Raw genomic sequence first — 14,874 nt, 5'->3', positions numbered from 1 at the left:
ATGGCAACATTAACTGAAGTTAAAAATGGTGTTCGAATTGAAAAAGATTTTTTAGGTGAGAAAGAAGTACCAAACTATGCATACTACGGCGTACAAACAATGCGTGCAGTTGAAAACTTCCCAATTACAGGATACAAAATCCATGAAGGTTTAATTAGAGCGTTCGCAATTGTAAAAAAAGCAGCAGCGCTTGCTAATACAGATGTAGGAAGATTGGAATTGAACAAGGGTGGCGTGATCGCAGAAGCTGCTCAAGAAATTCTTGATGGAAAATGGCATGATCATTTCATCGTCGATCCAATTCAAGGCGGAGCAGGTACTTCAATGAATATGAACGCAAATGAAGTCATTGCCAATCGTGCTCTTGAATTATTAGGAATGGAAAAGGGAGACTATCATTATATTAGTCCAAATAGCCATGTAAATATGGCCCAATCAACAAATGATGCATTCCCAACGGCGATTCATATCGCAACGTTAAATGCATTAGAAGGCTTATTACAAACGATGGGTTATATGCATGATGTATTTGAATTAAAAGCAGAACAGTTTGACCATGTTATTAAAATGGGGCGTACACATTTACAAGATGCGGTGCCAATTCGTCTTGGACAAGAGTTTAAAGCATACTCTCGCGTACTTGAGCGTGATATGAAACGAATTCAACAATCGCGTCAACATTTATATGAAGTAAATATGGGGGCAACTGCAGTTGGTACAGGCTTAAATGCAGATCCAGAATATATTGAAGCAGTTGTAAAACATTTAGCTGCAATTAGTGAACTGCCACTTGTTGGTGCAGAAGACTTAGTAGATGCAACGCAAAATACGGATGCATACACAGAAGTATCAGCAGCACTGAAAGTATGTATGATGAATATGTCTAAAATTGCGAACGACCTTCGCTTAATGGCATCAGGTCCACGTGTTGGTTTAGCTGAAATTATGTTACCAGCTCGTCAACCAGGTTCTTCTATTATGCCAGGGAAAGTAAACCCTGTTATGCCAGAAGTTATTAACCAAATTGCGTTCCAAGTAATTGGTAATGACCATACAATTTGCCTTGCTTCAGAAGCAGGACAATTAGAATTAAACGTTATGGAACCAGTACTTGTTTTCAACTTACTTCAATCGATTAGCATTATGAATAACGGTTTCCGTGCCTTTACAGATAATTGCTTAAAAGGAATTGAAGCGAATGAAGATCGCTTAAAAGAGTATGTTGAGAAAAGTGTAGGAATTATTACAGCCGTGAACCCTCATATCGGTTATGAAGCAGCAGCTCGCGTTGCGAAAGAAGCAATTGCAACAGGCCAATCCGTTCGAGAACTTTGTGTGAAAAATGGTGTATTGTCACAAGAAGACTTAGAGTTAATTCTAGATCCATTCGAAATGACACACCCAGGGATTGCAGGAGCAACTCTTTTAAAGAAAAATTAAAAGAAGAGGGGGACAATCCCCTCTTTTTTGTTTACAATATAGAAATGCTATATATGAATAGAGGTAGGGATGTTATGAGCAAGTTTACAGTAGCTTCTAATGGTGCATTAGAAACAACATTAAGAGGAGCAGAAGTATTATCAACACCACTTTTAAATAAAGGGGTAGCTTTCACGCAAGAAGAGAGAGAAGAATTAGGTTTAAAAGGGTTATTACCGCCAGCGGTTTTAACGTTAGAAGAACAGGCACGCCGAGCATACGAACAATTTAGTTCTCAGCCGGATGATTTATTAAAGAATGTATACTTAACTGCGTTACATGATCGAAATGAAGTATTATTTTATCGTATATTAACAGATCATTTACGTGAAATGTTACCGATTGTATATACACCAACTGTCGGTGTAGCAATTCAAAGATATAGTCATGAATATCGTAAACCACGTGGTGTTTATTTATCAATTAACGATCCATCAGGTATCGAAGAAGCATTTACGAATATCGGTGCAACAGCTGAGAACATTGATTTAGTCGTTGTAACAGATGGAGAAGGTATATTAGGAATTGGTGACTGGGGCGTTGGTGGTATTAACATCGCAATCGGAAAATTAGCTGTTTACACTGCTGCAGTTGGAATCGATCCTAGTCGTGTATTACCGGTAATTTTAGATGTAGGTACAAACCGTGAGGAGCTATTAAACAATCCATTTTATATTGGAAATCGTCACCCTCGTATAACAGGTGAAGCTTACGATGAATTTATTGATACGTTTGTACAAGCGGTAAACAAACAATTCCCGAAAGCACTTTTACATTGGGAAGACTTTAGCTCTCGTAACGCACGAAAAATTTTAGATAAATATCGTCATGATGTTTGTACGTTTAATGATGATATTCAAGGTACAGGTGCAGTTTCACTTGCGGCAGTATTATCGGCAGTGAAAGCTTCTGGTGTACCGCTAAGTGAACACCGTGTTGTTGTATTTGGTGCTGGTACGGCTGGAATCGGTATCGCAGATCAAGTTAGAGATGCGATGGTCCGCGTAGGCGTATCTGAAGAAGAATCATATAAGCGTTTCTGGTGTATTGATCGTAACGGGTTAGTTACAAATAATATGGAAGATCTTCTTGATTTCCAAATTCCGTACGCAAGAAAAGAAGCAGAAGTAAGTGAGTGGAAGCAAAATGATGTGATCGGACTTGCTGAAGTTGTGAAATATGTAAAACCGACAATTTTAATTGGTACATCTACTGTTGCAGGTGCATTTAAAGAAGAGATTATTAAAGAAATGGCTTCTCACGTAGAAAGACCAATCATTTTACCAATGTCGAATCCGACGCCACTTGCTGAAGCAAAACCAGCAGATTTAATCGAGTGGACAGAAGGAAGAGCGTTAGTTGCAACAGGAAGTCCATTTGAACCAGTTACATATAACGGTGTAACGTATGTGATTGGACAATCAAATAATGCACTTATTTTCCCAGGGCTTGGTCTTGGAACAATTGTAGTACGAGCAAGCGTCATGACGGATGGAATGTTCGCAACAGCTGCTGAAGCAGTTGCAAGTATGGTAGATACAAGTCAGCCAGGAGCACCTATTTTACCAGAGGTCGAAGAATTACGTAATATCTCAGAAATGGTTGCAATTGAAGTAGCTAAAGTTGCAGTTGCAGAAGGTGTTGCAAGAGTGAACTTAAGTGATAACGATATTAAGATGGCAGTGAAAGAAGCAATGTGGAAGCCAGAGTATCGCCAAATAAAAGCGGTAGAAAAGGTTAGAATATAGAAAAAAAGCCCGTTTATAACAATAAGCGGGCTTTCGCTTTTACTACTGAAAAAAAGTATAGGAAGTGTCACCTTTGAATTGGAATCAATTATGGAAGAAAGATATGTCCCTTTTAATTATATTAATGGTCGTTGTTCCGATTGCTGGGGAGCTGAACTTTCATCCCTTTAATGATACGTTTCGAGTTAGCTTCGGTACACCGCTATTCTTCTTTTTATTATTATTTTTAAGAAGAGTACCAGCAGGAGTTGCAGGTATTCTTGTTGGTATATCTGTAGTCTTATTCCGAGTATGCCTTGACTGGATCATGCAAGGTTCATTTCATATGACAGAATCATTTTATTTGCGTTATCCTGTGTTCTTCTATTATTTTATTTATGGCAGTCTTTTTTCGCTTTGCAGGGTAAATAAGTTCCATCAGAAACCAATCATTATTGGATGCCTTGGAATTTCAATTGAAATTGTTGCAAGTATGTCAGAACTTGCGTTTTATCACATGTTAGTACTAGGTACAACAATAACGATTTCTGAAGTAAATAAACTCATCATTATTGCTATTTTTCGTAGTTTCTTTGCACTTGGTTTTTTAAATATGATGAATTTATATGAAACGAAATTAAAAGAATCGCAAGTTCGAAAAGAAAATGAAAATATGTTAATGCATCTTTCTAATTTATATGTAGAATCTGTTCATTTGAAAAAGACGTTACAAAATGCGGAGTTAATTACACAAGAAGCATATCAACTATATCGAAATTTACAAGTAAGCGCTGATTCAAGTAGTAAAACAGCATTGAAAATAGCAGGGGAAGTGCATGAAATAAAAAAGGATAATCAAAGGATATTTGCAGGGTTATCTAAACTGTTATTAGATAAAAATGTGGCTGAATATGTAGAAGGACATGAGTTAGCAGAAATGATTGTTAGAATAAACGAGAAGTATGCCGAAATGCTAGAAAAGGATATACGTTTTTCTAAACATATAGAAGGTGAGCATGCTGCATACCACGTGTATACAGTTCTATCAATCTTTAATAACTTAGTTTCGAATGCAGTTGAAGCAATTGAAGATAAAGGTGTCGTTATTATTAAGCTATATAAAAGAGAGCAACATATATTTTTTGAAGTAATTGACGATGGACCTGGTATTGCACAAAAGTATAAGAAATTAGTATTTAAGCCAGGATTTACTTCCAAGTATGATCAAACGGGAACACCGTCAACTGGTATTGGGCTTTCTTACATAAATGAAATGGTAACAGAGCTAGGCGGAGAAGTGAGATTAGAAGACCGAGAAAATAAAAGAGGATGTAAGTTTATCGTTTGTTTACCAGAGGATAGTTTAAAGCGGGAAGGGGAATAGATTTGTTTTATTATATCGTAGACGATGATGAAGTTTTCCGTTCGATGCTTTCGCAAATTATTGAAGATGGAGACCTTGGAGAAGTAATTGGTGAGGCGGATGACGGAGCTTTTATTGAAGCGGATCAACTAAATTTTAAAAAAGTAGATATTTTATTTATTGATTTGTTGATGCCGATGAGGGACGGAATTGAAACAGTTCGTCACATTGCGTCAACTTTCACTGGGAAAATCATTATGATTTCTCAAGTGGAATCGAAGCAGCTTATAGGTGAGGCATATACACTTGGTGTAGAATATTATATTACAAAACCATTAAACAAAATCGAAGTTGTATCTGTTGTACGCAAAGTGATGGAGCGTATTAGATTGGAGCGTTCTATACATGATATTCAAAAATCATTAAATAACGTGTTTCAGTGGGAAAAACCGCAATTGCGTACTGAACCAGTGCAAGAAGGAAAAAAGATAGGAGATTTAGGGCGCTTTTTACTATCAGAACTCGGTATTGCGGGAGAGAATGGAAGTAAAGATTTACTTAGTATGCTGGAATATTTATATGGTCAAGAAAAGGCACAGACATTTGAGTTTGGCTTTCCTGCGTTAAAAGAAATTTTTCATCATATTACGATAAGGAAGCTAGGGGATTTAGCTTTAGATGCGGATATTGATAAAGAGAAAAAAGCGTCTGAACAAAGAGTACGTCGAGCTATTTATCAGTCGTTAAATCATTTGGCTTCTTTAGGATTAACAGACTTTTCAAATCCAAAATTTGAAAGCTATGCTCCAAAATTTTTCGATTTCACCGTAGTTAGAAAACGTATGACAGAAATGACGAAAGATGAACTCGCATCTTCTGGTCATACGCGAATTAATACGAAGAAGTTTATTCAAGTGTTGTATTTTGAGGCGAAGAGGTTGATGGAGATAGAGTGAAGAAGATGCTTATAAATAAGCATCTTTTTTGTTAAATCAACATTTTATATTTTCTCGTGGAGCATGTAAAATGTTAAGTAAGAGAAAATGGTTTTATATTAAGGAAGTGTCAAAGCGATGAGTTTCACATTGAATAAATCGATTATTAAAGAAGTGTGCGGAGAGACCTCATATAAAAGAGGTGAAGCCTATTATAAATCAAATAAAGTGATAATAAATCATTATGATGAAAATAAAGAAATTTGCGAGGCGACAGTAAAAGGGAACGAGGATTTCCATGTTACAGTAGAAAAAGCTAAAAAGGGTGATGTTGTTGCAAAATGTAGTTGTCCTTCATTAGCGTCTTTTCAAACGTACTGTCAACATGTTGCAGCAGTATTAATACAAATAAACTATAATCAACAAACAGGTGGAATGAGTTCCACTAGTAACAGAAATGATCAATTGACAAGTGGTATGTTTCAGCTGTTTGCAGACAAACCACTGAGGCCAAAAAGTAAACAACACCGTTTTGATACACGTGAAATATTAGATATTGAGTTTATATGTACACCAGTAGCTACGAGAAGTGGAGGGGCTCTTCTTGGAATTCAATTGAAACTTGCCAAAGTGTATTTCATAAATCATATTAGAGAATTTCTTTCTAAGGTGGAGAAAAGAGAGTCTTTTCATTGTTCAAATGAATTTACATATACACCAGATGTACATAGTTTTAAACAAGAAACGGATGCGATTATTCAACAGCTCATTAAAATGTATCATAACGAAAAAATGTATGAAGATACGCTAGAAGTACATGCGAAACAAGATGAAAGTATGATATTTATACCACCAGCTTCATGGAAAGATATGCTCTCTTCACTTTCTAAAGTTGAATATGTACAGCTGAAACAAAATGAACAACTGTTTCAGGAATTACAAGTTTCAAAAGGATTGTTGCCGTTACACTTTGAATTTACGAAGGGAAATAATGGTGGATTTACACTTCATATAGATGGTCTAAATCGTGTACAAGTTATGGATATGTATAACAATGCACTTTACGATGGGAAATTATATCACTTACATATTGAAGATTGTATGCGACTTATTGAATTACAAAAGATGATGAGTCGTTCAAATAGTAATCAGTTTTATATTCCAGAAAGTAAGATGGAACATTTCGTCTCGAAAGTTGTACCAGGATTAATGAAGCTCGGAACTGTACACATTGATGAAGTAATATCGGATCGTGTTGAAACCCCTTCGCTAAAAGCGAAATTGTATTTAGACCGCGTGAAAAATCGCTTATTAGCAGGTCTTGAATTTCACTATGGGAACGTCATGATTAATCCGCTAGAAGAGGATGGACAGCCGTCTGTTTTTAATCGTGATGAGAAAAAGGAAAAAGAGATTTTAGACATTATGAGTGAAAGTGCTTTTGCAAAAACAGAAGGCGGTTACTTTATGCATAATGAAGAAGCTGAGTATAACTTTTTATATCACGTCGTGCCAACATTAAAAGGTTTAGTTGATATTTATGCGACGACAGCAATCAAATTGCGAATTAGTAAAGGGGATGCAGTTCCTCTTATTACAGTGAGAAGAAAAGAAAGAATTGATTGGTTGTCATTTCGTTTTGATATAAAAGGAATACCAGAAGCAGAAATTAAAGGTGTATTAGCGGCCCTTGAAGAGAAACGTAAATATTATCGATTGGCGAACGGTTCGTTTTTATCCCTAGAGAGTAAAGAGTTTAATGAAATTAATCAGTTTATAAAAGAATCAGGTATTCGGAAAGAATTTTTACATGGAGAAGAGGTAAATGTTCCACTTATTCGGAGTGTAAAATGGATGAATGGACTTCATGAAGGCAATGTTTTAAGTTTGGATGATTCTGTTCAAGAGTTAGTAGAAAACATTCAAAACCCGAAAAAATTAAAATTTGCTGTGCCAAATACTTTAAATGCAGAAATGAGAAAGTATCAAGTATATGGGTTCGAATGGATGAAAACACTTGCTCATTACCGTTTTGGAGGTATTTTAGCAGATGATATGGGACTTGGAAAAACGTTGCAAAGCATTGCTTTTATAGATTCTGTTTTGCCTGAGATTCGAGAAAAGAAACTGCCTATATTAGTCGTTTCACCATCATCTCTTGTTTATAATTGGTTTAGTGAATTGAAAAAATTCGCCCCGCATATTAGAGCAGTTATTGCAGATGGAATTCAAGCAGAGCGCCGGAAAATTTTGAAAGATATAACGGAATTTGATGTCGTAATTACGTCATATCCATTATTGAGAAGAGATATAAGATTGTATGCAAGACCATTTCATACACTATTCCTTGATGAAGCGCAGGCGTTTAAAAACCCTACAACGCAAACGGCAAGAGCTGTGAAAATAATTCAAGCTGAATACCGTTTTGGGCTAACGGGTACACCTGTAGAAAATTCATTAGAAGAGCTATGGTCTATCTTCCATGTCGTCTTCCCGGAATTATTACCAGGAAGAAAAGAGTTCGGTGATTTAAGGCGTGAAGATATAGCGAAGCGAGTGAAACCATTCGTATTAAGACGATTAAAAGGGGACGTATTAAATGAGTTGCCAGAGAAAATAGAGCACTTACAATCATCGGAGTTATTACCCGATCAAAAGAGTCTTTATGCTGCTTATTTAGCGAAGTTAAGGGAAGAAACGTTAAAGCATTTAGACAAAGATACGTTACGTAAAAATAAAATTAGAATTTTAGCTGGTTTAACGAGATTGCGACAAATTTGTTGTCATCCTGCTTTATTTGTTGATGATTACAAAGGAAGTTCAGCTAAATTTGAACAACTGTTAGAGATTTTAGAGGAATGTAGAAGCACAGGAAAGAGAATATTAATTTTTTCTCAATTTACGAAGATGCTTTCCATTATTGGTCGTGAGTTAAATCGCCAAGCAATTCCATACTTTTATTTAGACGGGAGTACACCAGCGCAGGAACGTGTAGAGCTATGCGATCGGTTTAACGAAGGAGAAGGCGATCTATTTCTCATTTCTTTAAAAGCTGGTGGTACCGGACTTAATTTAACTGGTGCAGATACAGTAATATTATACGATTTATGGTGGAATCCAGCTGTTGAACAACAAGCGGCCGATAGAGCGTATCGAATGGGACAAAAAAATACAGTGCAAGTTATAAAGCTAGTAGCCCACGGAACAATTGAGGAGAAAATGCATGAACTGCAAGAAAGTAAGAAAAATTTAATCGCTGAAGTGATTGAGCCGGGAGAAGAGAAATTGTCCTCAATCACAGAGGAAGAAATTCGAGATATTTTAATGATTTAATATAAAAAAGCTATGCCTTCAAATTTATGAGGGCATAGCTTTTTTGTTGTAATAATTATATTTTGTTTTGTATAAAGCAAATAAATCAAATGTTATTTAAATTACTTCTTTGTACCTTTACTTTTGTATGGTTTGGCAGCTGCCTTTTTCTTTGCACTTGATTGCCAACGGTTCCATCCTTTACTTCCTGTACCTTGTCCTACACCTTTTTTCGGTTTTGCTTTCGTTTTACTCATATGATCACTCCGTTATATAAAAATCTTATTTGATAATAGTCAATGATTTAGAAAATACTCTTTATAAATGACTATGATTACTTTAAGTAAAAATAAACTGCTTGAATGCTATAGTATATCATGAAATTGCAAGTAAACTGAAAGGAATTATAAAGAAAATGAAAATAATAAGAAATACTGTGGATTCTATATTCCGAACGATCACATTAATTGTTGTGTATACGTTAGTTTCGATCAGTGAAACATTTTTTGGATTGACGAGGCAGAAAAAGTAAAGATGTTAAATTAACAACAATCAATAAAGCCGTAAAATAAAGAATTGAAAAATATTTTAAAACTTTTTGTTGACTTTCTTTATTTTTTGTATAGAATAATCATTAATAAAATGTTTCAGAGATGTGACAACAAAACGACTATGAAAGGACGAGTAGTAGTAGGACGTAGTTTAAGCGAGTCAGGGGTGGTGTGAGCCTGATACGAAGCCTATTATGAAGAACCTCCTGGAGTTGCTAACCGAAATCCTTTATAGGAAAGTAGACTTAGCCGGGAACTTCGCCGTTACAAGAAGAACAGTATCGAGATATTTCATCTCCGTATTGTATAAGTGAGCAACCTCTGTTGCTAATTTGGGTGGTACCGCGGAACCAAAGCCTTTCGTCCCAGTTTTTTGGGAAAGAAGGGCTTTTTTTGTTGGCTTCTTTTCACAACATCCAAACATTTTAGGAGGAAACCACCATGTATCAATCATTAATGACAGTAAGAGAGACTCAAATCGCAATTAAGGAAGTTAAAACATTTTTCGAGGACCAATTAGCAAAACGTCTTGAACTATTCCGCGTATCTGCACCATTATTCGTAACGAAAAAATCAGGATTAAACGATCACCTAAACGGTGTAGAACGTCCAATTGAATTTGATATGTTACATTCAGGAGAAGAATTAGAAATTGTTCATTCACTAGCGAAATGGAAACGATTTGCATTACATGAATACGGATATGAAGCTGGTGAAGGTTTATATACAAACATGAACGCGATTCGTCGTGATGAAGAACTTGATGCAACGCATTCCATTTACGTTGACCAATGGGATTGGGAAAAAATCGTTCAAAAAGAATGGCGTACTGTCGATTACTTACAAAAAACAGTACAAACAATTTATGGAATATTCAAAGATTTAGAAGATCACTTATTTGAAAAATATCCGTTCCTTGGAAAGTATTTACCGGAAGAAATTGTTTTCGTTACTTCTCAAGAATTAGAAGATAAATATCCAGAATTAACACCGAAAGATCGTGAACATGCAATTGCAAAAGAACATGGTGCAGTTTTCATTATCGGAATTGGTGATGCACTTCGTTCAGGTGAAAAGCACGATGGACGCGCAGCTGATTATGACGATTGGAAATTAAACGGTGACATTTTATTCTGGCACCCAGTACTACAATCTTCATTTGAATTATCATCAATGGGAATTCGTGTTGATAGTAAATCACTTGATGAGCAGTTAACGAAAACTGGTGAAGACTTCAAACGTGAGTATGATTTCCATAAAGGTATACTAGAAGACGTACTACCATTAACAATCGGCGGTGGTATTGGACAATCAAGAATGTGCATGTACTTCTTACGTAAAGCACATATCGGTGAAGTTCAATCTTCTGTATGGCCTGACGATTTACGTGCAGCTTGTAAAAAAGAAAACATTCATCTGTTTTAATAGAAGTGAGGGAATAGCTTAAATATAGAGCTATTCCCTCTTTTTTATAAAACGTCACTTGCTTATTTATTACCGAGTTCTTCCGCTAAACCGATTAAAATTCCTTCGACTCCACGAATGTAGCAGAGACGATACGAGTTCTCGTATTGAACTACTTCGCCAACGAGCTCTGCACCATGCTTAGTGAGTCTGGATACCATTTCGTCAATGTCTTCAACGGTGAACATGACGCGTAGATAACCGAGGGCGTTTACAGGAGTATTTCGGTGATCTGATATAGTAGGTGGGGTGAGAAATCGCGAAAGTTCAATTCGGCTGTGGCCATCTGGAGTGACCATCATAGCAATCTCTACGCACTGAGAGCCGAGTCCAGTTACGCGACCAGCCCATTCACCTTCGACAGTGGCTCGCCCTTCGAGGTTCAAGCCAATCTCCTCGAAGAAAGAGATTGCGTTATCAAGGGATTCTACAACGATGCTGACATTGTCCATTCGTAGTAATTTGTTTTTTGCCATAGTCTTATCTCCTTATGTATAAAAGTTTATTATTTAATCATCCTCATAATTATACTACTAAGTAGTTACAAATTCCTTTCAGTCAAAAACACCTTGTCATAGTATATGAAAAGGTGACAAGGTGTTTTTTTATATGTCATATAGCATCTTGTTAACGAACAGCATTTTATTTAATAGGAAGGAAGTAGATTAATATGATTTTTTTATAAGCGTTACTGAAAATATCAAATTAGCTCATTTGCACTAAAGGCTCAATTTTCGCCATAAATGATTGATGCAACGCCTCAACACCTGTTACTAAATGAAGGCGGTCAATAACGACAGACACTTTAATTTCTGATGTACTTACCATTTTAATATGAATATTTTCTTCTTTTAAAGTAGTGAACATATTTGCAGCGACACCAGGGTTAGATACCATGCCAGATCCTACGATTGATACTTTTGCTAAGTGATTTTCATGTTCTACAAATTCGTAGTGAAGAGTTTCTTGATTTTGTTCCAAAACTTTTAAAGTTTCTCTTAAATCATTCGAGTGAATGGAGAAGGAGAGATGTACAGTTCCTTCATTTGTAATACTTTGAATGATGATATCTACATTAATGTGTGCTGCTGCTAATGTAGAGAAAACTGTTGAAAGCGAGCCTTGTTCTAGTCCTTTAATTGTGACACGTGTAATGTTATCCTCAAATGCAATACCTTTAACGATTGATTGTTGTTCCATGTTACATTCTCCTTTTACAATTGTTCCGTTTTCTTGTTCCATACTTGAGCGAACTTCTAAAACTACGTTATGATTTTTAGCAAACTCAACAGCGCGCGGGTGTAATACGCCAGCACCGAGATTAGCAAGCTCTAACATTTCGTCATAAGAAATTTCATCTAATTTGTAAGCATCTTTTACAACTCGTGGGTCCGTCGTATATACGCCTGTCACATCCGTATAAATATCACATTTTTTTGCTTTAAGTGCAGCGGCTAGTGCGACAGCAGTCGTATCAGAACCACCACGGCCAAGCGTTGTAATTTCATTTGCTACACTTATACCTTGGAAACCAGCTACGATAACAATCGTGCCTTCAGCAAGATAAGATTGAATACGATCTGTATGAATGTCAGTAATCCGTGCACTACTATGTACAGATTCTGTCGTAATACCAGCTTGCCATCCTGTTAATGAAATTGCATGATAGCCTTTTGCTTGCAGTGCCATTGTTAATAATGAAATAGTTACTTGTTCTCCTGTAGATAGAAGCATATCCATTTCACGTTTACTTGGATTTTCTGTAATAGCGTTAGCGAGTGCGACAAGTTGATCCGTACTTTTTCCCATTGCTGAAACGACAGAGACAACGCTATGACCTCGTTCATATTCTTCAATAATTAAATTTGCTACATGTTGAATGCGTTCGACGCTTCCGACAGAAGTGCCACCAAATTTTTGAACAATTGTTTCCATTACAAATTCCTTCTTTCGTCTATTTTTAAGAATAGATTAGGAAATATATAAATCCCAATACTCCTGTAGTTACCAGAAAGACAAACAAAAAACACCATCTCAAATAAGTGAGGATGGTGCTGTTACAGGAAAAGGGAAACAGAAAACGGAGCTAATAAAAAAACCGCCAAAAAAGGAATATCATAAAAAATGATATCTCTTTTTTGTAGATAGCTCTTCATACGTACACGTCTGTACATATGACAGTTCTGTTTCTATTCGAAAACAGCCCCAATTGATAAATGCAGAGAAATTTATCAATTTCGGCAATACTTCCTTTCATCTAAGTTCATAGACATCTCTGTGTCTCCATTAGAATACTCATAAGTATCGCAACCTCTATCTCACGTTTTAGGCGAGAGTGTTTGATTTATGAAGTTATTGGTAACATTTGTTTTATAATAATTTAAATTTTTCGGGGAATCAAGTGTTTTACATATATTTTAAAAATTCTTTCTTTTTACAGAAAAGTTTGTGAAAAATGTAGCAAAATAAATTCATTGCATGTACATTAAACTTATAGTGCATAGGAGGTGGGAGAATGAAAAGGAAACAGCCTATTTATGTTGCGACAAAAATGAACACGACGATGGAAAAATTATGGAGATATACGCAAGAACCAGATATACATACAGAGTGGGATGCTCGCTTTACTGAAATTTCGTATTTAGAGAAAAAAGAAGGAGAACCACAGAAGTTTTTGTATAAAACAAAGATTGGATTTGGGCTTGAAATAGCTGGAGAAGGGGAATCAATAGGTGAAATAAGAAAAGAAACTGGTGAAAGAATTTCCTCTTTAAAATTTTGGACGGATAATACATTATCTCTTATTCAAATAGGACGTGGTTATTGGAAGTATACGCCGAATAAAGAATACATCCATTTTGAGACACAATATGATTATGATACAAGATTTGGTCGTATAGGAAATGTAATAGATTCCTATATTTTTCGTCCGTTATTAGGTTGGGCGACCGCTTGGAGTTTTGATGCCTTAAAATTATGGTTAGAAAAGGGGCTTCATCCTAGGTTACTAATTAGAAGAACAATGACGTATTGGCTCGTATGCTTTTTATTTGCTTTTGTATGGATATATCAAGGGATAGTGCCGAAACTACTGTTTACTCATTCAGAAGAAGTAAAGATGCTTTCTGTATTAATTGGTTCAAATGAAAGTAGTGTATATATACTTAAAATAATTGGGGTGTTAGAAATAATTTTCGGTGTCGTATGGCTGTTGCCACTAACAAAACGAAAATTATTTATACTGCATATTATTGTATTACTAGTTTTAACGTTAGCGGCAGGATTTACGAATATCGCAAGCTTTACAGGGCCGTTTAATCCGATTACATTAAATGTTCTTCTAATGGGGTTATCAATTGTCGGTTATATAAATAGTTTCGATTTACCAAGCGCGAAAAATTGCAAGAGGGCGAGAAAGGGATAAGTGTATGGCTAATATGTATGAACGATTATTAGGGGATACCTATAAAAATCTTCATCCTGAATTGCAGAAGCGTTATGCCATTACAGAAGAGAATAGTTTTACAGGGGAAGGAAAGATGGATGAAATTTACGGTGGCTCTTTTTTCGTGAAATTTATATTGAAAATTGCATCGAAGTTTCGAATGTTTTTCTCGGAACGAGGAGAGGAAATTCCATTTACGATACAAAACATAGCTGAGCGAGATGAATATGGACAAGAATTAGTAAGGTGGAACCGTACTTTTTATTTTCATAATAAGAAAAGATATTTTAACGCAGTTATGCAATTGGATGAAAACGAAAATGAAATTGTAGATTATTTTGGCGAACCACATTTACTCGTTTCTACACTACATTTTCATATCGATGAGTTAGGGGCAATGCATATTGCTTCAAAGAAACAATGGTTTTATATGTTTGGAAGAAAAATTCCGTTGCCAAAATTCTTGTATGGTGAAGCAAAAATTGTTGAAAGTTATGATGCAACACTACAGTGTTTTCGAATTCATGTACAAGTACGAAACCCGTTAATTGGCTCGCTTTTTTCATATAAGGGAACATTTGTGGAAAGGAAATAAACG

At 35.8% G+C, this 14,874-nt stretch carries 11 protein-coding genes, 1 riboswitch and 1 other annotated feature; of the genes, 8 read left to right on the top strand and 3 right to left on the bottom strand.

Translation table 11 applies throughout. The annotated features are described in order from the left end of the window. The 5 genes from aspA to AC0OM3_RS15840 all read left to right on the top strand — a co-directional run bounded on the left by aspA (position 1) and on the right by AC0OM3_RS15840 (position 8,837). Positions 1-1,440: an aspartate ammonia-lyase gene (gene aspA, locus AC0OM3_RS15860; protein WP_000224200.1), complete on the top strand. Its 1,440-nt coding sequence runs from the start codon at positions 1-3 to the stop codon at positions 1,438-1,440. A 74-nt stretch (positions 1,441-1,514) separates the two neighbouring features. After that, on the top strand, positions 1,515-3,227 hold the full coding sequence (gene malS, locus AC0OM3_RS15855; RefSeq protein ID WP_474212354.1) for an oxaloacetate-decarboxylating malate dehydrogenase: 1,713 nt from the start codon (positions 1,515-1,517) through the stop codon (positions 3,225-3,227). A 64-nt stretch (positions 3,228-3,291) separates the two neighbouring features. After that, positions 3,292-4,590 carry a sensor histidine kinase gene (locus AC0OM3_RS15850; protein ID WP_080345681.1) on the top strand — a complete coding sequence of 433 codons (1,299 nt, stop codon included), beginning with the start codon at positions 3,292-3,294 and terminating at the stop codon, positions 4,588-4,590. 2 nt (positions 4,591-4,592) lie between these two features. Further along, entirely contained in the window at positions 4,593-5,525 is a 933-nt protein-coding gene (locus AC0OM3_RS15845) for a response regulator (RefSeq protein ID WP_000500301.1), read from the top strand. 117 nt (positions 5,526-5,642) lie between these two features. Further along, positions 5,643-8,837, top strand: coding sequence for an SNF2 helicase associated domain-containing protein (locus tag AC0OM3_RS15840; protein ID WP_474212351.1), 3,195 nt, complete (start codon positions 5,643-5,645; stop codon positions 8,835-8,837). A 101-nt stretch (positions 8,838-8,938) separates the two neighbouring features. On the opposite strand, the gene AC0OM3_RS15835 is transcribed toward AC0OM3_RS15840, so the two are convergent. Beyond that, positions 8,939-9,073, bottom strand: coding sequence for a DUF3934 domain-containing protein (locus AC0OM3_RS15835; RefSeq protein ID WP_000047588.1), 135 nt, complete (start codon positions 9,071-9,073; stop codon positions 8,939-8,941). Positions 9,074-9,479: 406 nt separating this feature from the next. Further along, positions 9,480-9,738, top strand: a binding site (T-box leader). A gap of 70 nt (positions 9,739-9,808) precedes the next feature. Here AC0OM3_RS15835 and asnA point away from each other — a divergent pair. Continuing rightward, a complete protein-coding gene (asnA, locus tag AC0OM3_RS15830; RefSeq protein ID WP_000284914.1) occupies positions 9,809-10,792 on the top strand; it encodes an aspartate--ammonia ligase in 984 nt (327 codons plus the stop codon). Positions 10,793-10,854: 62 nt separating this feature from the next. Here the strand turns inward: asnA and AC0OM3_RS15825 are convergent, their stop codons facing one another. Together AC0OM3_RS15825 and AC0OM3_RS15820 are read right to left on the bottom strand one after the other, a co-directional pair. After that, positions 10,855-11,307 carry a VOC family protein gene (locus AC0OM3_RS15825; protein ID WP_001107266.1) on the bottom strand — a complete coding sequence of 151 codons (453 nt, stop codon included), beginning with the start codon at positions 11,305-11,307 and terminating at the stop codon, positions 10,855-10,857. 229 nt (positions 11,308-11,536) lie between these two features. Then, positions 11,537-12,766 carry an aspartate kinase gene (locus tag AC0OM3_RS15820; protein ID WP_474212350.1) on the bottom strand — a complete coding sequence of 410 codons (1,230 nt, stop codon included), beginning with the start codon at positions 12,764-12,766 and terminating at the stop codon, positions 11,537-11,539. Between the two features lie 202 nt (positions 12,767-12,968). Next, positions 12,969-13,155: riboswitch (Lysine riboswitch) on the bottom strand. A gap of 191 nt (positions 13,156-13,346) precedes the next feature. Between AC0OM3_RS15820 and AC0OM3_RS15815 the strand changes: the two genes are divergently transcribed. Both AC0OM3_RS15815 and AC0OM3_RS15810 read left to right on the top strand, forming a co-directional pair. Next, positions 13,347-14,255, top strand: a complete 909-nt coding sequence (locus tag AC0OM3_RS15815; protein WP_000823952.1) for a DoxX-like family protein — start codon at positions 13,347-13,349, stop codon at positions 14,253-14,255. A 4-nt stretch (positions 14,256-14,259) separates the two neighbouring features. Further along, complete coding sequence (locus AC0OM3_RS15810) at positions 14,260-14,871, top strand: DUF4166 domain-containing protein (protein WP_000002648.1); 612 nt, start codon at positions 14,260-14,262, stop codon at positions 14,869-14,871. Positions 14,872-14,874: the final 3 nt, after the last annotated feature.

This window comes from Bacillus sp. FAU20, assembly GCF_056033865.1.
This window is presented reverse-complemented; position numbering and strand designations above follow the sequence as displayed.